The following is a 23149-nucleotide window of genomic DNA, read 5'->3' as shown; positions in this document are numbered from 1 at the left end:
AGAATAGAATGAAATCAATGTTTTCTGAGGGTTCTGTTCTTGCTCGCCCATTTGTGATGCCACAAGTGGCCGAGCAGGAACAAACTGAAACTGCATTTTTTGAGTCTGTAACAGAAGACCAACTTCTTGAATCCATCAATCGTGCATCAACCATCATGGCTCGCCAAGACGCAGCAGCGGCTTGTGTTCAGTGGGTTAACGGTGGTGACAGCTCAATCGACAACCTAGACGCAATGCTATTTGGCATGGCTGGTGGCGATGACGATACCGAGCTAACCGATGGCCAAGCAGCACTATACGAATCGCTACAGGAAGCGGCTAGCGAGTTCATTGCTCAAGTTGGCCAGCCAAAAGAGGGCGACATGCTAGAAGCACTGGAAGATCCAGAAGCAGCAGATCGCATCTTTGAATCCCTAGAGCGTGGCCTAGACAACGTGGACTCAGACGAAGCGATTGCAGAGTTCGCCGTTCGTGAATCCATGATGCTTGAAGCGCTTAAGAAAGTGATCCGTGACGGCAAGGTAACTTACATCAAAACCAATCGCCGTAAGCGCCGTATGAGTGCAGCACAAAAAGCAGCACTTAAGAAAGCGCGCGCGAAAGCTCACAGCTCAGCGGCTAAAGCAGCTCGCAAAAAGTCTAACCGCATGCGCGATTCTCGCGGTATGGACAAGTAAGGGTAAGCAATGGCTGTAATTGTCGGCGTACCTAATGATGATGGCGTGTCTATCCACAATAAATGCGCCATTACACAAGTCATAGGCGGTCAAGAGGTTACGGTCATTGGTTACATGACTGATGAGTGTCAGCTTGCCTTTAGAGCGATATGGGAAGCGCCGTTTGAGGGCGATTCCGTGGGTAACATCAATGCCCTAGATAAAACGTCCTCAGTCGCGCAAACCGTGTCGGATAAGACGAGTAAAACACTATGGAACAGTCAGCAAGTTTGGCAAGGAAACGAACCGCCAGAAATCACAGCAACGCTGAAATTTGTCGCGTTCACCAATGCCAAATCAGAGGTTAATGACCCCATTAAATACCTGGCTCAGATGATAAGTCCCGAGCTGCAAAATACTGTTCCAGTCAGTTCCGATGGCCTTGGTGGCCGTGTTCCAAGTGATGCGCGATTCAAGATTGGCAAAGCGCTCAATCTACCCATGCGTATTAGCGAGGTGAGTTATGACATTAACGCACCTAAGACGCGAGACGGGAATTTCGCTTACAACACGGTAACTATTACCGCCGCTCCTAAGCAAATGATTAATCAGTCACAGATTCCGAACCACTTCCAATAGAATAGGTGTAATTATGGCCGGAGCATTTAACGCAAAAGGCGATATGAATTTCTTAAAACAGAAATTCACTAAGAACGTCCAAGCTGGCGAAAAGATGATGGGTACAGAGTTCGAGATGAAAATCGAAGAATACCCTAATCTTAGCGTTTTGGTGCGTTCTACTCAGTTTCCAGCAATGGGTCGTGCAGACGTAGAAGATTTTGGCCAAATGGGCTTGGGCTACATCCAAAATGGTGCGCTTGAGAACAAAGGCGAAATCGCGGTGACGTGCGTAGAAACGATCACAGGTACAGTGCTAGAAATGCTACGTGAGATCGTTCGTGAAAAGAAAATGGTCACTGTCGTTATCGAGTCTACGCCTGAATCAACTAAGGGTAAGGGTGCAACCTCGCATCGATTCCGTTTGGAGCACGTAAAAGTACGTTCAGACTTGATCGACCTATCGACAGAAGATTCAGCAGCACTTGTTAAGCCAGCTATCACACTGCAATACAACTGGGTAGATTTCTAATCGCCAACCAGTCCTATTCTATTCCCTACAAAAAGGCCGCCAGTTTGGCGGCTTTTTTGATGCTCTTAAGCTTTGGTTAGCCTATCTTTCAAGTCGGCTGGTGCAATGTAGGTATTCTCGTTGCCATCCTTTGATTTGAACAGCAATTTCAGCTCCACCAGCTTCTCAAGATACTTGCGCGCAGAGGTATGAGACACGTCAAAATCAGACTGGATTTCCTTAACAGAAAAGACACGTCCGGCTGTTTCTAATCCCTTGGCCAGAATCACAATGTGCGGCAGTTTCAACACGCTCTTAAGCTTGGACTCGCCTAGCAGCTCGCGCACCTCTCTCGTATCTTCAATCTTAGATTTGATGTACTCGTTAAAGCGCTCAATCGCATTGATGATGACCGTTAGCTGGTAGTCCACAAAGTGCGTTAAGTCATTGTCGTCCGTTTCGGTGTAAACGTAGCTTCTAACGTACTTGGTTGGCGCGCTCTTAAGTGGCGCAGAGATCGAGACGTACTTAAAGTTCTCATAACCATGCTTAAGGATGAACCAGTAGAAAAGCGCCCTAGCCGTTCTCCCGTTGCCGTCCATGAATGGGTGAATGTAGCCAATCATGAAGTGCAGAATACAAGCCTTAACGATTGGGTTAATAAAATTGGTGCTGGTGGTATGGTCGGTGTTGGCGAAGTCACATAGTTGCTCGATGAGCTTCAAAACGTGCTCATGTTCTGGCGCTTCATGAATAATATCGCCAGTGGCCACGTCTCTAACCATGATTGCATCCGTTCTGTATTGGCCAGCAACGTGCTCATTCTCTAACACTCCATCGGTGGCGATGCCATTAAACCCGCTAATCAATTCTGGTGTGAGCTCTACATCCTTAAGTTCATCGGCCATCATGATCAAACGCCAGTTATTGATAATCATCCGTTCGGAGTCATCTTTAGGCTCACGTTCTGTTTCAAGCATTTCCTTGGCCACCTTGCGCGTTGTGGCTGCTCCCTCCAATTGAGCGCTGCTAATGGCTTCTTCCATAATCACGCTTTTCACTAGGTGTGCCTTTTTGTCTTGAGCAGATAGCGGCAAATCTTCTAGTTTAAACTGTTTATCGATGCGGAATAGCTTAGCGTCGAGACTGGCGGCACTAAGCTGGAACGGATTGCCATTTTCATCAACAAGCGAAATGTCGTTAAGGCCACGTCTAATTTTTAGGGCATGCCAAGCATAGCCCTTTTGGTCGCCTTTAAACTCTTTTGAACGGTACTGGAAGTCATTCCAGTGCAAGTAATTACCGCTACTATCAAACCCGTATTTAATTGGGTCTAGCTTGTCGATTAGCTCTACTACTTTAATAAAGTCAGTAGGTTTTGCTGGTGGGAGGCTAACCCCCGCAATCTTTTTGCTCATGCCGTGAAACTTTTTCAAAATGTTTAATGAATCCAGTATTACACACAGGCAGCGGGAGTCAATCGCTTATCTATCTGGTAGTTACAAGGGGTGCAATGCTTTGCTGAATACTTTCAATAATACAGTTGTCCCCTTAACTTCCATCCCAATCGATCAATATTCTCTGCCAGTGATCAACAACTGTCGGTAGACAGTAAAGTTCAAAACCTTTCGAATAGTTGGCTTTTCAGGAAGTCACTCTCAAATTCACTTCGTAACACTTCTAAGTGCCCCATTATCATTTTCGAATGAAACTACCTATGTTTGGATAGGATAAATTTTCGATTAGTCTTACTAATGATAAATGATGTACTTAGAGCCAGCTAAGTTAGTTCTTTTTAATCATCCCTATCAAGAGGATGGATACAGTATCCCAGCGCCATAGTTTGAAACTCTTTGAGTGGTTACTTTTTCATTCTGGTTTGCCTTGTAAATGGCGTATAAAAGTAGGGTTTGGTATGATAATTGATTAATACCAAATTACGATGAGAACAAGAAAAATGGTTAGAAATGTTGGCGATAAAGCTTTTTTTGAAACGCTATGGGAATCCGCCGTGGCGTTGCGTGGTGCGTTGCAACCATCAGAATACAAACACCCTGTACTGGCACTTCTTTTCTTTAAGTACGTAAGCGACTCTTTTGGCGAGTTCCGCAGCGATGCTCAAGAACGGATTAAAGACGAAGACCACGAGTTCTTCGAAATGGATATCGACGATCCAGATCTGTATGAAGCAGCAAACATCTTCTGGGTTCCAGAAGTGGCTCGCTGGGAATATCTTGTAGCCAATGCAAAACAGCCAAACTTTGCGAAGATTTTGGATGATGCCTCTAAGGCAATCGAAGATAACAACCCTGATCTAAAAGGCATGCTTTACCGTGGGTTTGGCCTACTTAAAATCCCATCAAGCAAACTGGGTGAGCTGGTTGACCTGCTTGGTACTCTGAGCTTCAACAACAAAGAGCATCGTTCTGCTGATGTGCTAGGTCTAGCGTATGAATTCTTCCTGGGTAAATTTGCTCTTGCAGAAGGTTCAGATGCGGGTGCTTTCTTCACTTGTGAGTCCATCGTAAAAACTCTTGTTGAGATCATCGCTCCGACGCGAGGTATTCTATACGAGCCAGCGATTGGTTCAGGCGGCATGGTGGCATGGTCTGAGAAGTTCATGGAAAGCCATGGTGGTGAGCGCGGTGATATCAGTGTTTACGGCCAAGAATACACATACACCACATGGAAGATGGCAGCGATGAACCTGCTTATCCGTGGTATCGATTTCGATTTGGGTGCAGAAAATGCCGATACACTTCTAAACGATTTACATAAAGATGTTCGTGCTGACTACATACTGGCGAACCCGCCGTTCAACCAAGAGAAATGGGGTGCAAGCAAAGTAGCAAATGATGTTCGTTGGAAGTGGGGAACACCAACAGATAGCAACGCTAACTATGCTTGGATCCAACACATGCTTTACCACCTAAACGATACTGGTCGTGCAGGTGTGGTAATGGCGAATGGTGCCATGACATCGACAGCGAATACGGAAGGTGACATTCGTAAGGCTATCATTGAAGATGATCTGGTAGAGTGTATGGTTGCTCTACCGCCAAAGCTGTTCATTAACACTCAGATCCCTTCATGTCTGTTTATCTTCAACAAGAACAAGAAACGTAAAGGTGAAACTCTCTTCATCGATGCTCGTCATCTAGGCCGTCTAGAGTCTCGTGCTCAGTTGGTTTTTGACCAACATCATGTCGATGAAATTGCGCAGACTTACCACGCCTGGGCTAAAACAGACTTCTCGGTGAAGGCATACGAAGATATCCCTGGCTTCTGCAAGTCAGCCAAGCTTGAAGATATCCAAAAAGCAGGCTTTGTTCTTTCTCCTGGACGCTACGTTGGTGCGGCGGAAGTCGAAGAAGATGAAGCTTCATATCAGGAAGATATGGCTATCCTAACTGAACAGTTGTCAGAACAGATTACTAAGTCGGTTACTCTTGATGAGCAAATCAAGGCTTCGCTTGCGGAGGTTGGGTATGCAATCTAACTGGGAAATTAAACGAATCTCAGATATTTGTGAGTATCACAACAATAAGAGAGTACCATTAAAAAGCATTGATAGAGCTAAGAGACAAGGCAGTTACCCATACTATGGAGCCTCTGGAATTGTAGATTCAATTGATGATTATATTTTTGATGGCACCTACCTTCTGATTTCAGAAGACGGAGAGAATTTACGCTCTAGAAAAACTCCTATAGCATTCAAAGCTACAGGGCAATTTTGGGTCAATAATCATGCTCACATTCTTGCAGAAAAAGAAGAGGGTATTCTTGATTACCTAGAGTACTACTTCTCTTATTTAAGCTTAACTCCCTACTTAACGGGAGCTGTACAACCAAAACTCAGCAAGCAAAGTTTAGAAGCAATTGAAATTCCAGTACCGCCTCTTGAAGATAGGCTAAAGATAAATGAGATTTTAAATTCATTTACTCACAAAATCGCCAACAACAAAGCCATGAACCAGACCTTAGAAAAGCTCGCCCAGCGCATCTTTAAGTCTTGGTTTATCGACTTTGATCCAGTGAAGGCGAACAAGGAAGGTCTGCCTTTCGATGGTTTGTCGCCTGAAATCCAAGCTTTGTTCCCAAGCGAGTTTGAAGATTCTGAACTGGGGATGATTCCTAAGGGGTGGGAAGTATCAACCATTAAGCAGTTACAGGAAAAGCTTTCAAAAGGAACTACTCCTAGAAAGAAAGATGTAGAATCTGCACAGGATGCTCCTTCTATTCCCTTTATAAAGGTTCGCAACATAAGTGATACAGGGTCAATTGAGAGCGAGCTAGAAACAGTTGCAAGCTCAATACATGAAGGGGCTTTAAAGCGGTCTATTTTACAATCAGAAGACTTGTTATTTACGATTGCAGGAACGATTGGCAGAGTTGCAATTGTTCCCGATAGGCTTAACAACTCGAACTGTAATCAAGCAGTATGTTTTATCCGACTAAAAGATAAACCAACGTACAATAACTACTTGTATTTGCATCTGAAATCCAAGCGAATTCAAGAACAAATATCATCTAAAGTTGTTCAGGCTGTTCAAGCGAATGCTAGCCTGCAAAACATTAATGACATTAATTTTCCATTACCTACAAATAAGTTAATGGAAAGCTGGAATAAAGTTACTCTTCCTCTCTTTGATAGAATCAAAGAAATTGAGAAACAGAACATTACGTTAACGGGACTACGTGACAGGCTATTGCCGAAGTTGGTCTCTGGTCAAATTTCTGTAGGTGAAGCAACACAGGAGCTTGCAGAAGCGATATAACTGGAAGTCCGAGCCCTGCATTTGGGGCTCGGACTGGCTTAATCATATTCATAACAAAAACAATAAATAAGAATGGATATAAAATGAAAATAACGGAAGAAATGCTAGAAGACCATTGCATGGTCTGGTTTGGAAGCCTCGGCTACCAAACGTTAAACGGAAGTGAGCTAGAGCCTAAAGGTAGTACGCCAGAGCGAGAATCGCTCTCTGACGTCGTTCTCAAACCTCGACTCCGCCAAGCTCTATTGAATATCAACTCTCACTTACCAGAAGAATGTATCGATACAGCCATCGGTATCTTGCTCAATACAGTGCCGTCTGTTGAACGTGCTAACCACACATTCCATCGTCAAATCATCGAAGGCATTCAAGTAGAGTATGAAAACGAACGTGGGCACCCTGTCGGGGATAAGGTCAGGCTGGTTGATTTCAATAATGAGCACAATAACTGGTTGGCCGTAAGGCAATTTTCAGTCAATGGTGTCACCAATGGTGAGATCGATAACCGCAGACCAGACATCGTCGTATTTCTAAACGGCTTACCCATTTCACTTATTGAGCTCAAAAACCCTGCCGACACCAAAGCCGATGTATGGCGAGCGTACAATCAAGTTCAGACCTACAAGCAAGCCATCAAAGATCTATTTGTCTTTAACGAGTCCCTAATCATCTCAGATGGGACTGAAGCCTACATTGGCTCACTGACGGCCAATAGAGACCGATTCACTCCTTGGAGAACGATTGACGGCTCTCGTGATGACACTGTCGATACATTGGCCCTTGAGGTGATGGTTCGTGGGTTCTTCAATCAAGAGCTTCTTCTCGATTATCTTCAATACTATGTCTCATTCGAAGTCGATAATGAAAAGGTCATTAAGAAGATCGCTGGTTATCACCAATTCCATGGTGTTCGCGCTGCGGTTGAAAGTACGATTCGAGCAACTCGTCATGATGGCGACCAACGTTGCGGTGTTTACTGGCACACTCAAGGCTCTGGTAAGTCACTCTCGATGACATTTTACAGCGCTAAGCTGATGGCATCGCCATCGATGAATAACCCAACGATAGTTGTCGTGACTGACCGTAACGACCTCGATGAGCAGCTATTCGAAACCTTTGCTGAAAATGCAGAGCTACTTGGCGATACTCCTGTTCAAGCCAAAGATCGAGATGAACTGAGAGAGCTATTAAATAATCGTCCATCTGGCGGCATCATCTTCACAACCATGCAGAAGTTTGCTCCACCTAAGGGAGAAACTCGCTGTAAGCCACTCACAGAACGCTATAACATCGTTGTTGCAGCAGATGAAGCTCACCGCTCACAGTATGGTTTAAAGGCTCGTGTAGACTCAAAAACTAGTGAAATGAAATATGGCTACGCTCAGCATCTTCGGGACTCGTTACCCAATGCAGGTTTCATTGGTTTCACTGGTACGCCAATTGAAATGGAAGATAAGGATACTCGTGTCGTCTTTGGTGATGATGTCTCTGTCTATGACATCGAGCAGGCCCAAAAAGACGGTGCAACCAAACCGCTTTATTATGAGAGCCGTCTGATCAAGCTTGATATGAGCAAGAGCACAAATGAGGAAGACGTAGACTCCAAAGTTGATGAGTTGGTTGCTGAATATGATGAAGATGATCAAGCTAAGGCCAAAACTCGCAATGCGGCATTAGAGGCTCTAGTTTGTGCTGAAGACCGTGTAGATCGCCTGGTTCGCGATTTGCTGAAGCATTTTGCCTCTCGCGAAGAGACGTCTCTTTCAAAAGCGATGATGGTCTGCATTAGTCGTGAAGCGTGTGTTCAGGTCTACGATAAGATTGCCGAGCTCAAGCCTGATTGGGCAAGCGAAGATCCAGAAAAAGGCTGCATGAAAGTCATCATGACAGGCACATCTGATGACCCTGCCAAGTACCAAAAGCATATCCATAAAAAGCCAATTCAGAAGAAGATCGCTAAGCGAGTTAAAGATCCTGAAGATGAACTGAAACTGGTCATTGTTTGCGATATGTGGCTGACAGGTTTTGATGCACCTTGTTTGAATACCATGTATATCGACAAGCCGCTTAAAGGCCATAACTTGATGCAGGCTATCGCTCGTGTTAACCGTGTATTCCGCGATAAAGAAGGTGGTTTGATTGTCGATTACTTGGGTATCGCGCCTGAGCTTCGCAATGCAATTGCGAACTACACAGCAAGCGGTAACGGATCTCCGACAATTGACCTAGCTGAAGCTTTAGCCGTCACTATGACCAAGTTAGATGTTTGCCGTGGGATCATGCATGGCTTCGACTACAGCGATTATCGAACCAATACACTTGGCTTGCTCGCAGGTGCCATGAACCACATTCTTAACCTGGAAGATGGTAAGAAGCGGTTCGATAAAGCGGCCCTGTCACTCTCTAAAGCATTCAGTTTATGTAGCAGCATGGATGAGGCCAAAGATATCAAAGAAGAGATCGCCTTCTTTGAAACGCTACGCGCAGCCATTAAGAAGTCTACTACTTCAAAGCAACGCATGTCTGATGAGAATGTTCAAACAGCATTAAGACAGGTTGTGTCTGAAACTATCGTTTCTGGCGAGATAGTTGATGTCTTCCAGTCCGCAGGATTGAACAAGCCAAACATTAGCATCCTCGATGATGAGTTCCTTGCTGAAGTCGAGAAAAGTGAGCACAAGAACCTAGCAGTAGAGATGCTCAAAAAGCTCATTCAAGATGAGATAAAGACGCGCACGGTTAAGAATGCTGTCGCTTACAAGACGTTCTCTGAGATGTTACGTAACTCCCTTGATAAATACCGTAACCGTTCGGTTGAGACCAGCGTAGTTATTGAAGAACTGATTAAGCTGGCTAAAGAGTTACGGGAGTCAGCGGATCGCGGTGAAGAGCTGAACTTAACCAAAGAAGAATTGGCCTTCTTTGATGCACTAATTGCCAATGATTCTGCTCGTGAGGCAATGCAGCAGAAAGACATTCTGACTATTGCTAGAAAGCTTGCTGAGGAGATTCGCAAGAGTGCACAACCAGACTGGGCCAAGCGAAAAAACCTTCGAGCGAAGATGAGGCTCAAGATTAAGCAGATACTTAAACGTACTGGATACCCGCCTGATGAGCAGGCGGAAGCTGTCGAGCTTGTTTTAGAGCAGGCAGAGCTGGTAAACCCATAAAAACTTATTATTGATTGCCACCTTTGTCCTGCAAGGGTGGTGCAATAGTTTTTCTCATGTGTGATCAGCCAGATTATCTGAAAAGGCAAATGATAAATGTCCAAAAATGAGTTTCGGTTTTTGTTGTCCATCGACAATCACAAAGTTTGAATCGCGCGTCTTATTGGTTTGAGTTAAGATTCACCAAGCCTATCCCCTATCTCAAAATACGCCGCCACTACCGGAGCGGCCATGACACCGATTGAACTACTCGAAGACGTGAAAGCGAGATTCCCTATCTTGCTCCACGACGACGAAAAGGCGCTGTTAAGCCTACTGCGTAAAGCGCTGGCCAAGTACCAAGAGATTGCCGGATTTACCACTAAAATCCGCATCCAACAAAGCGACTTAGCCGATAGCAATCAGTTTGAATTACCGTCCGACTTTGCTGCAAGGCTGGTGGTCAAAGATGACCGTGGCCGTTATGTGCGTAGCGAGGTTTGGGGTAACGTTCTTGAACTGAAATTAACGGGCGCAGAAACATTCCCACTGACATTGATGTACATGCAAAACGTACTCAATGAGCCGTTTGATTCGTTCCAGCTTCCAACGCCGTGCATTAGCTTGCTTGGCGACTATCTGGAATTGCTGATCACTATCCCGAACGCAGAGCGTCAACGCCGTATTGCCATAGCTGGCAAGTTGGATGTGACCGATATTGCTGCCGAACCTGACCTAGCCGCACGTAAAGCCGAGATTGAAAACTCAATGCGCGCGAACCGTGCCATTGTTCCACCAGTATCGTTGCTCTAAGCGAGGCGGCTATGAATCCATACATGCAGCTCGCCAAACGCGCGACCAATAACTTTATGAATAAGCCGTGGCTGCAAGGCTGGCAATGGGCGGTAGAAATCGACTCGCCGGACGCGCCAACGGACTTTGATATTTACGTAAAGGATATTGATTTTGGTGCTGGCTCTATCGATGCTGATTCATTCCAAGTTGGTTCGGGCTCTATTGCGTTGCCTACATACAGCAGCGTTGGCGAAATAACGCTAACGGTTCGTGATGACCAAAACCTGACTGTTTCTAAATGGTTTGAAAGCCGAATAAAGAAAGTCAGAAACCAAGACGGCACACTCAACATCCCCAAAGAGTACGTGTTCAAAATCAACATATTCACGCTCAATGAGGACGGCAAAAAGTCACTCTATAAGAGCTACCAAGTCTTTCCTACCAAGATTGGCAACGTGATGTTTTCACGCGAAAACGGCAACCAGATCCAGTCATTCCCGCTCATTCTCCAAAAATTTATGTCTGTAGGTAACAAGGTACTGTAATGCACATTCCATCATTTCCACTACCAAGTAACATTTCAGAAGTGATTGAGTTTCGAGTCCCAACCGTGGAAGACGCTCTATTGTTCTGCGACCTCAACGAGTACCAAGAGGAAGCCAACACAACTCGCTATCTGAACCACATGCAAGACACCAGTAAGCGCCCTATGAGTGATAGCGGCCTATGGACTGGTGAAGATCGCCGCGCAGCATTGTGGTGGATTTTTATGTCCACCAGCGAGCTAGGCACTATTCCCTTTAGCTATGAGTGCGAGCACTGCAAAAAAACTCACTATCTCGATCTCAATATGGGCGAGCTAATGGAATCGGCCAAAGCGCTCAATGGATTGCCAAAACAAGAGATCACCTTAAACGTGAAAGGCAAGTCATACCTAGCGAACGTGAAACCACTAACCGGTTACGAAGCGGAGCAACTTGAGAACATTCGCAATGAGCGCGACCAGTACGAACCGGACAGCGCTGAATGGAAGCAACAAGCTAACCGCATGGCGCTCACTGAGCTGGCCTACTGCCTAACGTTCGAAGCTCAACCCAAAGACCAAGACGATGCCCTAGTGTGGAAAATCGACCTATTGAAATCGATGTACCTCAACACGGAATTTCGTGTGGCCTTTGCCAAGGTTGAAAAGTGCCTACGCAATGCGCGTCACGGATTGCTCACCAAGTACGACGAGGGGCGTTACTACCTAGTCGCCACCATTCCGCAGTGCCAGAAAGTTATCGAGCAAGGAGGTGAAGCAACTCGAACGTTGCTCTTACCCTTTCGGAATAACGACTTCATTACAACGTTTTGATTACGTTGGTTGGAACGTACTGATTGAGAACTTAACGATCTACGGTGGCCAGCCTATCGATGCGGTATTCAAAACACCTCAAACGATGGCCATAAGCCTAGATAAAGCGCTCCAAGACAAGGTGAAAAATGGACAGAAACCAACAAGAGGTTGATCTTTCACTGGTTGTTGATGCAGTGAAGCGAGCCAGTGACAAAGAGCTGACCGTGCTATCTGAGATTAGTCGCAAACTCGATGGCAAGACTTTACCAACGAGCCAACAAAAGGCCGTCCTTGCAGTGGATACAAAGGGCATCGAAAAGGCGGTAACTAAAGGCGTTTCCAATGCCTCTCTTAACGCCTCTACCATTCCGAGGATTAATCCACAAAAAGGATTTAAAAAACAATCAAGCGGCACACCTAAACCAAGTGCAACCAAGACCAAGCGTACAGGTGAAATTGAGTTGTCATTTGCTCCTAGTCAGCCAGCAGAAACACAAGCCAAGCCGGACGCCAAAGCGTGCGAGCAAAGCAGCTCTGTAAGTGGCGTAAAGTCGATTGCTGACACGCTGAAAAGCGAGGACGTGCGCGAGCCAGTAAAACAAGCGCCCGTTGTCGTGAATGTAGAAGCGCCAGAATTCAATTCTGAACGTTTGGATACCTCAATCCTTGATAATGTGCCAGAGAAGTTAGAAAAGGCTGTCTCTGACCCACTGGCAGAGTTTGAGGGCTATTGGGAAGACGCTAACGGCAAGCTTCGACGCTCCGATGGTCGATATGCGAGTAAGCAAGAACAATCGGCTTACAAGAACGCACAGCAAACCGCATTAGAGCGCCAAATTGAAAAGCAAACCGACACGGAAAAGGAAAGCCAGAACGTTTTTGCCAAGGTGGCCACCAACCTTAAGCAACTGGCCATCAATAACGTGAAAGAGTTCCTACAGGAAGAAAACGATGCGACCGATGCGGCTGGCGCTGCGGCTGGTGGTTCGTTCTTCTACTCCGCTAAAGAGCTTTATCACTTAGGGCAAGACGCTAAAGAAGCATTGGATGATGTGACCGAAAAAGCCACCTCAACCAAGGACAAGCTAAAAGAATCGAAACTAGGCCGACTCTTTACCCGAGACAAGCAAGCGCCAGAGGCAAATAGTCAGGCCGTCACAGCCATAGAGACAGTTAGCCATGAACAATTATCAGCGACAAAAGATTCGTTCGAGACAAACCATTCAACGCAAATTACGTCTAGTGATCGACCTAACCGTGATGGTGCTAGGGGTAACGTGCCTGTCAATCTTGTTGGGAGTGATTCTAGCCGGATAAGCACAGCTAGTGAGATCGAAAGCACCAAAGAACAGAGCTACCGAGCAAACATGCTTGAAGTGCTCCATGAATCGAGTGCTGATCGTGAACGCCAATTCGATGATGTACTAGATAAGCTCGATGATCTGATTTCGGCAACCAAAGCAGCGGCGAACGATGGTCAAGGCGGTCTATTAGACCTAGCTGGCGATATGTTTGAACGCCGCCGTGCTGGTGGACGTGCTGGCCGTAAAGCGGGTGGCAAACGTGGCCGTATCAAATCGGTAATGTCAGGCATTGGCAGCAAAGCCTCAAACGTGGCCAACAAGGGCGTATCGATGGCGGGTACCGCCTTTAAAGGTATGTCTAAAATCGGCTCTGTTGCTGGCAAGGCGATCCCTTTCCTTGCTCCGGCATTAATGGCCTACGATGCGTTTAGCGAATTCACTGACAAAGACAAACAGAAAGAGACGTTCAACCTCAAAGATGGCCAAGAGGCGACAACTGGCCAGAAAAGCTCAATGGCATTGGCAAACGCGCTCGATTTGGGTGGCCTAGTCAGTGGCGGTGCTGGTTTGCTTGGTTCGGCGCTTGGGGCGTTCGGTTTTGATGACGCTAAGGAAGCATTGACCTTTAATTCTGGTGATATGGCCAAGGGCATTTACAAGCTGTTTGGCGGCGAGATCGAGGGAGAAACAACGGCTAAGAGTTCTAAAGTCGGAAGCGAGACTAATCACTCTAAGAGTGAAAGAGCTCAATCAGAGAAAGAGGAACACCTTAAAAGCGCCGAAGCCTACCACACTGCTAAAGCGTCCAATGACAGCCAAACCATGCGCGAACTTGATGCGAAAAACTCAATTCAAGTGACCTCTCAAGAGGTATCGCAAAAGGCCAGCGAGCAAGGGATTAGCTACAAAGAAGCTTACTTAGCTGTAGTAAGAGAAAAACGTATTAGCCAGGACAAACGTGTACAAGTGGCTAATGAAACAGGCATGGATATGTCCGGTATGGTCGAGCATCCCGAGCTTGGTCAAGTTTACTCGCCAGATAAGAAAGCTGAACAAGTGGCCGCCGTCGATGCGGAGATCAAACGCCGTAAAGAGGCTGAGGCCGTAGCCGCACTAACCAAGGCTGCAAACAACACGCAAACCAACAGCGTGACCACAGCCAGCCATGAATCATCCATCAATACCGAGCTAAGTAACCAGAAAACGGATGCTCAATCCGTGGTGAAAGTGGACACCGAAAACACCTCGAATAAGACGGTTGCGACTCAATCATCCATCCAACGCAATGAGCGAGTTAGCGAGCTGCAAGCACAGGCAGCAATGAAAGACCTCAAAGAGAGCGGCAAGCCTCAAACCGTGGAACTTAGCAAACATTCACTGGATGCCATTGGGCGCGCGGTTAGCGGTAGTGATAACAACAAACCGACCACTATCTTTGCAGCGCCTAGCGGCAGCTCAAGCAAAGACAAGCCAGCGTCAGCCACTAAGGCTAGCGGCTCTATTCCTCTCAACTTTGATGACCGTTCGTTACAGCGTCAAAGCGCTGATATGGAGTAATAGATGAGCCAAGAAATTGATTACTTACTACGGGTCGATATTGACGGTGTAAAAGTAGCCGATGAGAAACACGCGATCGTTGCGCGCGTCTCTGAATGGCTCGATACACCTCAAGGCCAAGTTTGGGGCGCTCCAAAATGGGGCAACAGATTAGGGGCATACAAGCATGAACCAATAAACGAAACCACAGCAGCAGTTATCGAAAACTCAATCCTATTAACCCTCCCAATTGACGTGAAAGACGCGGTGGTTCAAGGCATTGCCGTAGAGCCAAGCGTGAACGGTATCGATGCCTACAAATTGACGATCGTTGTGAACGGTCAAACGTTGGAGAGAGGTATTACGTTTTGAGTAAGTTAGAAGAAGTCAAAAAGACCTTTAACGAGGAGATTGCTGGTTCAAGCTGGTGGTCGCGTCATATTGGTTCGCAATTCGTTGACTACCTTTGCTTATTTGTGGCCAAGATTGTTGAACGCATGGCAGCAATCAGTAGCCGTGCATTGCAAGAATCCTACTTGACGCTAGCCACTAAACGCACCTCCATTTTGGCGGGTGCTGAAACTGAGGGCTATGTAGGGCGAAAAGCAGCACCATCGAAAGGCCGTGCGCTAGTGACCAATACCGGAACAAAGCGCGTAACCTTGCCGAAATACAGCCAATGCGTTGCTGACAATCAATTGCGCTATACGCTAATGGAAGCCATTGATTTGATGCCGCAAGAAAGCGCCGCAGTAGAGGTACAACAGTTCGAGGTGTCCAAAATGACCTACACGGTCGATGAGGGACAGAACTGGTTGGCCGTGGCGTTCCCTCAAGAGCTGACTAAGCGCATTCATAACATCATCGTGCGCGTGAACGGCGAGCAATGGACGCACGTTTTTAAGTTTCGTAATACGGACGGCAAATCCAAAGCCTACATGGAATATTACAAGCCAACCGACCAGCTAGGCGTTCGTTTTGGTAACAACAATAACGGTCGCGCGCCAGCTACGGGCGATGTGATTGAGTTTGAGCTATGGCTGACTAATGGTGTGACTACCCTACTCGATGCGCAGCCTTTAGAGCTTATCGATATGGGTATTCAAAGCGCCTATAAAGACCAGCTCTCAATCAAAACGTCCACCAGCATTATCGGCGGTGCAGAGCCAGAAGACATTGAATCAATCCGAAACAACGCCCTTTACTCGCCAATCTATGACGAGCAGATTGCGTGGGACTCGGATTACATGACCTTTGTTAAGCGTAATGTTTCGGGTGTTACTTGGTTGTCCATTTGGGGCGAAGCAGAGCAGGAAAAACTCACTGGAAAACCTGACGTTCGTAACATCAATACCATTTTCATTTGCGCTTATTCTGCCGATAAGCCCGACGAGATTTTGTATAAGGAAATACAAGATCTATTCGCTGGCCGTGAGGGCTACAACGAACGCTATGAAATGGTGGAACGTAAAGACGAGCCTTTCACTGTAGCGATTACTGGCAAGCTTTATCCAAGCTCAAATCCAGAATGGGCGACAAAGGTACTAGCCGATGCGTTAAATGAGAAATTTGGCAAACAGACAAGTCGCAATGACCGCATTACCAAAAACCAAATTTGGGACGCCATCCAAGAGCTCAACGTAACTTTGGGTATTAAAGAGTTTGAGGTTGATGTCGTTGGGATTCTTGACCGCATCCCTATTGATACTTACCACTATTTAGACGTGAGTGCGTCAACCATTCAACTTAACTTCGATTACTCATAGAAGTTTTCGCATGCGAGAACTTTTTCGCACGGAGCATGAAAAACACGGATGTTTTCGCATGCGAAAACTTTCACACCAATAAGGAAAAAACATGGCATTTGGAGACTTTAGAAAATGGCTATCTGGCCAGCTAACCAAGGCGCGTCAAAAGGAAACCGCTTGGGTAGATTTAGCAAGCGCGATCGCAGAGTCAATTGAAGCGCACGTAGAGTCATACATTGAAAAGCTTAAAGCGCGTTCTTCACTGTACGAAATGGACAAAGAATCTCTGCTAGAAGACATTAAAGAGCTGCGAAAAATCTTCCCACTAGGCGAAGTGGCCGATGAGGACTTGCCACACGTTGTGATGCAGCGTAAGGACGAAATTCACTTCAAAAAGACCATTTATCCACTTATCTCAACGCTCGCGCGTGAATTTAAAGGGTTACGTGTTAAGTGGGAACGAATCTACGCGCCAGTAGACCAAGAGCGATTTCCATACGGCACGTTCTTAGTTCCCGAGTCAGAGTTAGAGCTGCAAAACGGACTAAACCCGAGCGACTTTTTCCTGACCAGTCGCGGTGCTATTCGCATCCCTTTGAACGACATTGCAGGTGAGGACGGCATTACCGAGGAAGCCATTCGAGCATTCGAAGCGAAGATTAAGCGAGTGGTGCATCCTCTTATCCCATTACGAATTGTTTTAGATGGCCAATTGTATTCTATTGAATTTGAAGTCATGGATATGGTCGAAATACCTAACTATTCTGACCATGTTACGGTTGGAAAACAGACCACGACCGATATAGAATCAGCACCGAGCTATAAACAGGATTTCGTTCAGACTGGAACGACGACACAGGAAGAACGCCCTGTTAGCCCTATGTATGGTACACCTAGAATGGATGCGATCCCCTTAGATGCGATCTCCATTGATAGACGGTACTATTAACCCTATTCCTATTCCCCGTCCCATTAAAGCGCCACGACTTATACGAGGTCGTAAAGGTGCTTACACAAAAAGTAGTCCTATCGCAGTGTGAACTGCTTAACCGTTATTACGACGAACGCGCCTTGTCGTCGTTGCCTACCAATGGTACTGAGCCTTATTTCCAATTTGGCGATCTTGAATGGGGTTTTGACCTTATCCAAGAAATTGAGGGCAAGCCTAGCTGCATGCCTATCCCACTGGATAAGACAACCGTTGAAAACGTGTTTTACCGTTCTAAGGCGAACTACGCCTATGTGAACGGCAATATCGTAATCACGGCAAACTTGCCAGCGGGTACGCTAGCAGAAGATGAACAATACCAGTTCTCTTGCGTCGGCGTGAAAGATGCGAGCGGCGGTCTGATTATAGTGGCTGTCACTCAACCAGTTTGGATCTACTCTGACCGTGGTCTATCGATAGAAATCGTGATTAACACGGCTCGCACGGATAGCGCTCAATTGGCGCAGGTAGGTGCCTAATGAGTCGCCCAAACTTCGAAGAAACGATCATCATCCCGCCACTGCTAACGGACTGGCAAGCGCTACCGCTTATCACCGATACGCAGTACCTAGAACCACTGGCCAGTAACAGCCTAAACCGTAAGTTTTACGGCATCGTTCGCGCTGGTATTTTCCGTGGTTTTGAATGTGCTCCGGCTGGTGGAATGAAACTGCGTGTGAGCAGTGGTGAACAATTTGGCGTGGCGTTAGTTGAGCGCGACGACTATGTGTTAACCGTTCGACAACAACACGATGTTGATGTGGAGATTCCGGCTGGTGCCACTTCTTATGTGGTGCTCGAAGCGTTCTATAAGTTTGGCGTAAAGACAAAACAAGTCGATTTAGCGTCAGACATTGAAGCGTCCGAAATTAAGGTGCTTCCGCAGGAAGCGGTTGAAGATCATCATTTGATATTGTGTCGCGCTACCGTGCCAGATGGCGTTACCCAACTCAAAAGTGAACACCTTAACTTTGATGATCGTGAACAAGGCGGTTATGACCTACAAGGCCACGTTTCACATCCCGATCCACATAAGCAATATGCGATGCGCGCCGAAGCCAATGCGCACTACGCAGACCGTGAAAACCCGCACCATGTAACCAAAGCGCAAGTTGGCCTTAGCTTGGTAAACAACTGGGACGCAACCAGTCAGATAAACGTAGATAACGATCAGCTTTACGCCACTGCGAGAGCCATCAAGTTGGTTCACGACAAAGCTGCTGCTGCATACAACAAGTCGGTTGAACATTGGCCGTACATTGCGTCTGGTGGCGAAACAAAAATCGCATTGCCTTACGAAGTGCCGGAAGTAGATTCATTGTCTATCCAAGGTATCGTGCAGACCAAAGACAGTGCTTGGCAATTCTTGAAAGACACGAATGAGGTTGAAGTAGCCGAACCACTTGAAACGGGTGATGAAGTGGTGATTACTCTTGGTGTTCCATCACTAAGCTCAAGCTCTATCATTGCCGAGCTTCAAGAGCATATCGATAACCTTGAAGCCATCATAAACAGCGGTATCGCTGGCGCGCCTATGGAAGTATTCCATAGCCACTTCGCTAGTACGTCGAATACTTTCACTGTTCCACCAGTCTTTGAAGAACGCGCGATTAAGCTGGTGTTCCTACAAGGTGTGCAGCAATCAAAAGATATTGCTTACACCATCTCGCCGGACAGTCGAGTTATCCAGTTTGTTGACGAAATTGCAGCAGGAACGGAGATCACCTTGGTCGGCTAATCAGTTTTCAAATTCCCCTAGCCCTATTCCCCATAAATGCCCTTTTTACTAACAACGAAATTGGATTTTTTATGGCTACACAAAACAAATTAACTCGCATCAACCGTCTTGTTTCTGATCTTTCAGCGCAAGACGTTGGTGCATTACCAGCGGGCGCTCGCGCAACAGACTCATCAAAACTAGAGGGGAAAACCAAGGCACAAGTTGTCAGTGAAGCGCGCTCCAATCTTGTCCCAACTTCTCGCACTATCAATAACAAACCACTAACGGGCGATGTGACTCTGACTCACTCAGATGTGGGCGCAGCGCCAGCAAGCCACACGCACGACTACATCCCTAACAACAAGAAAGGCGTTGCAGAGGGTGTGGCTACGCTAGATAGCACTGGTAAGATCCCACAAGGCCAATTGCCAGCTATCGCTATCAAAGAAACGTTCCCTGTTAAGTCAGAAGCGGAAATGCTTGCTCTTACAGCGCAAGAGGGCGATATGGCAATCCGCTCAGATCTGCGTAAATCGTTCGTTCTTATGCGCCAACCAGCGAGCACACTAGCGAACTGGCAAGAACTATTAACACCGACTGACGCCGTTTCATCGGTTAATGGTCAGCGCGGTAACGTAGTGCTTGAGGCTACAGACGTTGGCGCTGAACCAGCGTTTAGCAAAAACACAGCATTTAACAAAAACTTCGGCACTAGCGCTGGCACTGTTATGCAGGGTAACGACTCTCGCGTTGTGAATGCAGTGCCAAAGACTCGCACCATCAACGGTCACGCGCTAAGCGCAAACGTCGAGCTAACCGCAGAAGACGTGGGCGCACTAGACGCTGGCGCAACTGCCGTTAACGCAGCGAAGCTTGAGAACACAACTAAATCTCAAATCATTTCACAAGCGCGTAGCGGTCTAGCAGCTAGCGGCGCGTCATACACCAAAGCGGAATCTGACGGTAAGTATGCCACCAAGGATAGCCTAGGCGCCTCAATCAAAGACGCGATCCGAACGGTAGATATTACTGTCGAATCTGCATCAACTACGGTCACTCTGCCAGCGGGTACAGTATCAGCAATCCTTGTTCTAAGTGTGTGCGGCGTAATGCAGAACGCAGGTGTATGGAGTCTATCTGGTAACACAATCACGTTCGGTGAACAGCTACAAGCTGGCGACATCGTGACGGTTATTGGCTTCAAGTAAACATGACCTTTCCTACTTCCCCATTAACGATGTGCTCCGGCGCTTTGTCGGAGTTGCTAGTCAATGAATTGAGAAAGGCATATTTCTGAATGGCATTAAAAAAATTGACTCAAGTTGGTGGTAGTCCAGCTCGAAAATTGCGTGAAGAAATCACGACAAAAGTGGATGAGCACGCTAGCAATAAAACGAACCCGCACGGAATCACAAAGGCACAAGTAGGCTTAGGTAACGTACCAAACTATCCGGCCACAAGCTCGGTATCAGACACGTCCAACAGTAAACTTGCGACCGCTGGTGCTGTTAAACAAGCATACGACAAAGGCGTTGAGGGTTTAAATCGCGGTAACGCAGCTTATGACCGCGCAGAGCAAGCAGAGACAAACGCGAACAAGCACACCGACGAACGTATCAGCACTTTGATTGGTGGTGCGCCAGCAGAAGCGCTAGACACAATCAAAGAGCTAGGTGATGCGTTAATGGATCAAGAAGATGCGGTAGCGGCCATTACAACCAATATCGCTCAACACAAATCCGACACATCAAACCCACACAAGGTGACAAAAGCTCAAGTTGGCTTATCCAACGTGCCTAACTACGCATTCACAGCGGCGATTAATGATACCAGTGATGTGAAATTTGCGGCAGCAGGTGCCGTCAAGAAAGCGTATGACCTTGCAGCATCGAAAATGACACAAGCGCAAGCCGATGGCCGCTACCTAAAACAGTCTGGTGGTACACTGACTGGTGGCCTACTCATTGATGAGGGCGCAAGTAACGTCTCACAACTTCATTTAGGCCATGCAGGTAAGCGATTCCATGTAGAAACGAAAACCGATGGCACCTTTGAGGTTGTAGAAAGTGACGTTTCAAGTCGATTAAAGATCCGCAAAGGTGGTGAATCAACACTATACGGCTCCCTAAACGCTACAGAGTCGGTATCTTCGAATCGTAGTGTTGAAGTGCAAGGCACTCGCGCTGGTAATAACGTTCCATCGAGCGAGCAAGTTAAGCTGGACGGGTACGGGTTGATTGGTAATCGTCGGGCGGTTTACTTAACGAACGGTTCTAATTCGTCGGATGCTTACGTTCAAATCGCGGTGGGTGGTGCTCATAATGGTGGAGTGGCCAAGCTAGATCTGACTCGCTCAGAGCTTAATTCCAATGTTCCTATCAAGATTCAAGGGCAAAAGGTAATCACCGAGGAAAACAACCGTACTCAAGTTGTCCGTACCTCTTTAGGAAGTGATAATTCTTGGTGTCAGGTTGCTAACGTAACGATGCCTCAATCAAGCTCTACTGCGGTTATTGAGTTCTTTGGTGGTGCTGGCTTTAACACTGACTTGCACTATCAGTCGTCACGACATCAAATGATTCTGAGAGCCAGTAACGGAAACCCTAAAGGTCTAAATGGTCAGGTTATTACAGACCATCCTAGCGGCTTACCATTTAGTGAGTTTGGTTGGGTAAATACTAGCGGTGACAATTACGCCATCTATGTAAAAACACGTAGTGCCTACAGTACGAACATTCTTATTCGATACATGTGTAGTCACACCATAACGCCATACGTTAGCAATAAGGGGGCAAGCCAGCCAGCGAGTATTGTCAAAGGGCGAATGGTCACTAGCTATACGTCTTACAATAAAGACTTAGGGGCAATTAACTCTGTTGATGGAAAGGGTTTAGAGCTTGATTACTCTACAAAGAAAACTTGGATTGGTTCGCGTAATTCATCTTGGTGCCACATGGAGACAGAGGCCACCAGCGGCTTTTACTCTTACTCCTCGTTCACCTTTGCTAAAGGGATTGATGTAATGCTCAATCAGAGCATTTCATTAGGTGGGCGAGCTGCATTTCGTAACACAGACGGCAACTGGCTTCGCATCAATGACTTAGCCAAGTTTACTTCTGGTATCTATTTCGGTAGCTCACTGGTTCGTACTGATGGTGAGTTTACTGCGGGTTCTTGGGGTGGTTCGAATGATGCCGTTCGTATGGATAATAGTTTTATGGATTCATCATGGGCGACGAATGGCCGTGCTGGATTCAGTATCAACTGTAAAGATAGTTCAAGTGCGCATTGGGCGTTAGCCTCATACTATGATGGCATCAATATCCGTTCTGGCATCCAGATCCTATCGAACTCAGAGGGTCGGATGCGCTTCTACACTAACCGCCGCAGTAATTATGTAGACATTAAGGACGGCAATGTATATGCAGGTTCGCCTCAGAGCTCGGCTGGTAATTCTCTCGCACGTAAAGACTACGTTGATAGTAAGCTAGCGGGTGTTTCATCACGCGCTGGGGAGGTTGCCTTGGGCTGTAATGCGGGGCTAAGAGAGGGCAACCTTACGATAGATGGCATTACATGGGAGTTCAAGAATTGGATAGGATGTTTCCTCGATCCGTTTGATTTGATTAACTACAACGCTCCGGTTGCTGGTTTTGATGTTCGTGTTGAGGGTTATTACGAAATTGAATGGACTGCGATACGACGCCGTAATGCTTCAAACTCATCGGTGGTGTACTCTGCCATCGCCAAAAGCAATAAAATTATAGCGGAGGCTCAAAGTTACTCTAACGACTTCGATGCCGTGCCAACGACTTGTCGATGGGTAGGAAAATTATACTACGGTGAGCTTATTCAATTCTTAGACAGAGGTGCATCCACGCCTATTCAGGGTTCGCATTTCTCGATCCGCTACATCAAGCCATAACCATCAACCAAAGGGACACGATGCTGTCCCTTTTTTGCAAAGTTTTCGCATGCGAGAACTTTAAAACATGGCATCCCCTAAA

The 23149-nt window shown here is 46.6% G+C and carries 18 protein-coding genes; 17 read left to right on the top strand and 1 reads right to left on the bottom strand.

The genetic code is table 11. The features are described 5' to 3' along the window. The first annotated feature begins 8 nt into the window (after window positions 1-8). Genes L3V37_RS18040 through L3V37_RS18030 form a run of 3 tightly spaced genes read left to right on the top strand, consistent with a single transcriptional unit; the run spans window position 9 to window position 1806 of the window. On the top strand, window positions 9-677 hold the full coding sequence (locus L3V37_RS18040; protein ID WP_049879884.1) for a hypothetical protein: 669 nt from the start codon (window positions 9-11) through the stop codon (window positions 675-677). Between the two features lie 9 nt (window positions 678-686). Continuing rightward, a complete protein-coding gene (locus L3V37_RS18035) occupies window positions 687-1295 on the top strand; it encodes a hypothetical protein (RefSeq protein WP_017635635.1) in 609 nt (202 codons plus the stop codon). 13 nt (window positions 1296-1308) lie between these two features. Next, window positions 1309-1806: a hypothetical protein gene (locus L3V37_RS18030; protein WP_237306726.1), complete on the top strand. Its 498-nt coding sequence runs from the start codon at window positions 1309-1311 to the stop codon at window positions 1804-1806. Between the two features lie 65 nt (window positions 1807-1871). On the opposite strand, the gene L3V37_RS18025 is transcribed toward L3V37_RS18030, so the two are convergent. Further along, window positions 1872-3203 (bottom strand): Fic family protein, encoded by a 1332-nt coding sequence (locus L3V37_RS18025; protein WP_237306725.1) that lies wholly within the window; start codon window positions 3201-3203, stop codon window positions 1872-1874. 539 nt (window positions 3204-3742) lie between these two features. Between L3V37_RS18025 and L3V37_RS18020 the strand changes: the two genes are divergently transcribed. The 14 genes from L3V37_RS18020 (at window position 3743) to L3V37_RS17955 (ending at window position 23067) form a co-directional block, all read left to right on the top strand. After that, entirely contained in the window at window positions 3743-5284 is a 1542-nt protein-coding gene (locus L3V37_RS18020; RefSeq protein WP_237306724.1) for a class I SAM-dependent DNA methyltransferase, read from the top strand. Next, window positions 5274-6563 (top strand): restriction endonuclease subunit S, encoded by a 1290-nt coding sequence (locus L3V37_RS18015; protein ID WP_237306723.1) that lies wholly within the window; start codon window positions 5274-5276, stop codon window positions 6561-6563. The genes L3V37_RS18020 and L3V37_RS18015 overlap by 11 nt, the downstream gene beginning before the upstream one ends. A gap of 83 nt (window positions 6564-6646) precedes the next feature. After that, window positions 6647-9733, top strand: a complete 3087-nt coding sequence (locus tag L3V37_RS18010) for a type I restriction endonuclease subunit R (protein ID WP_237306722.1) — start codon at window positions 6647-6649, stop codon at window positions 9731-9733. 231 nt (window positions 9734-9964) lie between these two features. Beyond that, window positions 9965-10525, top strand: coding sequence for a hypothetical protein (locus L3V37_RS18005; RefSeq protein WP_042522733.1), 561 nt, complete (start codon window positions 9965-9967; stop codon window positions 10523-10525). A gap of 11 nt (window positions 10526-10536) precedes the next feature. Further along, window positions 10537-11052 (top strand): hypothetical protein, encoded by a 516-nt coding sequence (locus tag L3V37_RS18000; RefSeq protein ID WP_054866402.1) that lies wholly within the window; start codon window positions 10537-10539, stop codon window positions 11050-11052. Beyond that, a complete protein-coding gene (locus L3V37_RS17995) occupies window positions 11052-11864 on the top strand; it encodes a hypothetical protein (RefSeq protein WP_237306721.1) in 813 nt (270 codons plus the stop codon). The genes L3V37_RS18000 and L3V37_RS17995 overlap by 1 nt, the downstream gene beginning before the upstream one ends. Window positions 11865-11992: 128 nt before the next feature. Then, a complete protein-coding gene (locus tag L3V37_RS17990; protein ID WP_237306720.1) occupies window positions 11993-14707 on the top strand; it encodes a hypothetical protein in 2715 nt (904 codons plus the stop codon). Between the two features lie 3 nt (window positions 14708-14710). Next, window positions 14711-15058: a hypothetical protein gene (locus L3V37_RS17985; protein WP_237306719.1), complete on the top strand. Its 348-nt coding sequence runs from the start codon at window positions 14711-14713 to the stop codon at window positions 15056-15058. After that, entirely contained in the window at window positions 15055-16452 is a 1398-nt protein-coding gene (locus tag L3V37_RS17980) for a hypothetical protein (RefSeq protein WP_237306718.1), read from the top strand. The genes L3V37_RS17985 and L3V37_RS17980 overlap by 4 nt, the downstream gene beginning before the upstream one ends. Before the next feature lie 91 nt (window positions 16453-16543). Next, window positions 16544-17383: a hypothetical protein gene (locus L3V37_RS17975; RefSeq protein WP_237306717.1), complete on the top strand. Its 840-nt coding sequence runs from the start codon at window positions 16544-16546 to the stop codon at window positions 17381-17383. 56 nt (window positions 17384-17439) lie between these two features. After that, window positions 17440-17901, top strand: a complete 462-nt coding sequence (locus L3V37_RS17970) for a hypothetical protein (RefSeq protein ID WP_237306716.1) — start codon at window positions 17440-17442, stop codon at window positions 17899-17901. Further along, on the top strand, window positions 17901-19160 hold the full coding sequence (locus L3V37_RS17965) for a hypothetical protein (protein WP_170890830.1): 1260 nt from the start codon (window positions 17901-17903) through the stop codon (window positions 19158-19160). The genes L3V37_RS17970 and L3V37_RS17965 overlap by 1 nt, the downstream gene beginning before the upstream one ends. A 71-nt stretch (window positions 19161-19231) precedes the next feature. Further along, entirely contained in the window at window positions 19232-20350 is a 1119-nt protein-coding gene (locus tag L3V37_RS17960) for a hypothetical protein (protein ID WP_237306715.1), read from the top strand. Between the two features lie 89 nt (window positions 20351-20439). Continuing rightward, window positions 20440-23067 (top strand): hypothetical protein, encoded by a 2628-nt coding sequence (locus tag L3V37_RS17955; protein WP_237306714.1) that lies wholly within the window; start codon window positions 20440-20442, stop codon window positions 23065-23067. Window positions 23068-23149: the final 82 nt, after the last annotated feature.

The sequence above is a fragment of the Vibrio sp. D54 genome (assembly GCF_021728075.1).
In the GTDB taxonomy this organism is placed as follows: Bacteria; Pseudomonadota; Gammaproteobacteria; order Enterobacterales; family Vibrionaceae; genus Vibrio; species Vibrio alginolyticus.
This window is presented reverse-complemented; position numbering and strand designations above follow the sequence as displayed.

What these genes read in the sequence shown, in the direction of transcription:
- L3V37_RS17985 (WP_237306719.1), top strand. Translation starts at nt 14,711, where the DNA reads ATGAGCCAAGAAATTGATTACTTACTACGGGTCGATATTGACGGTGTA.
- L3V37_RS18030 (WP_237306726.1), top strand. Translation starts at nt 1,309, where the DNA reads ATGGCCGGAGCATTTAACGCAAAAGGCGATATGAATTTCTTAAAACAG.
- L3V37_RS18035 (WP_017635635.1), top strand. Translation starts at nt 687, where the DNA reads ATGGCTGTAATTGTCGGCGTACCTAATGATGATGGCGTGTCTATCCAC.
- L3V37_RS18025 (WP_237306725.1), bottom strand. Translation starts at nt 3,203, where the DNA reads ATGAGCAAAAAGATTGCGGGGGTTAGCCTCCCACCAGCAAAACCTACT.
- L3V37_RS18000 (WP_054866402.1), top strand. Translation starts at nt 10,537, where the DNA reads ATGAATCCATACATGCAGCTCGCCAAACGCGCGACCAATAACTTTATG.
- L3V37_RS17995 (WP_237306721.1), top strand. Translation starts at nt 11,052, where the DNA reads ATGCACATTCCATCATTTCCACTACCAAGTAACATTTCAGAAGTGATT.
- L3V37_RS18040 (WP_049879884.1), top strand. Translation starts at nt 9, where the DNA reads ATGAAATCAATGTTTTCTGAGGGTTCTGTTCTTGCTCGCCCATTTGTG.
- L3V37_RS17960 (WP_237306715.1), top strand. Translation starts at nt 19,232, where the DNA reads ATGGCTACACAAAACAAATTAACTCGCATCAACCGTCTTGTTTCTGAT.
- L3V37_RS18005 (WP_042522733.1), top strand. Translation starts at nt 9,965, where the DNA reads ATGACACCGATTGAACTACTCGAAGACGTGAAAGCGAGATTCCCTATC.
- L3V37_RS18010 (WP_237306722.1), top strand. Translation starts at nt 6,647, where the DNA reads ATGAAAATAACGGAAGAAATGCTAGAAGACCATTGCATGGTCTGGTTT.
- L3V37_RS17955 (WP_237306714.1), top strand. Translation starts at nt 20,440, where the DNA reads ATGGCATTAAAAAAATTGACTCAAGTTGGTGGTAGTCCAGCTCGAAAA.
- L3V37_RS18015 (WP_237306723.1), top strand. Translation starts at nt 5,274, where the DNA reads ATGCAATCTAACTGGGAAATTAAACGAATCTCAGATATTTGTGAGTAT.
- L3V37_RS17975 (WP_237306717.1), top strand. Translation starts at nt 16,544, where the DNA reads ATGGCATTTGGAGACTTTAGAAAATGGCTATCTGGCCAGCTAACCAAG.
- L3V37_RS17990 (WP_237306720.1), top strand. Translation starts at nt 11,993, where the DNA reads ATGGACAGAAACCAACAAGAGGTTGATCTTTCACTGGTTGTTGATGCA.
- L3V37_RS17965 (WP_170890830.1), top strand. Translation starts at nt 17,901, where the DNA reads ATGAGTCGCCCAAACTTCGAAGAAACGATCATCATCCCGCCACTGCTA.
- L3V37_RS18020 (WP_237306724.1), top strand. Translation starts at nt 3,743, where the DNA reads ATGGTTAGAAATGTTGGCGATAAAGCTTTTTTTGAAACGCTATGGGAA.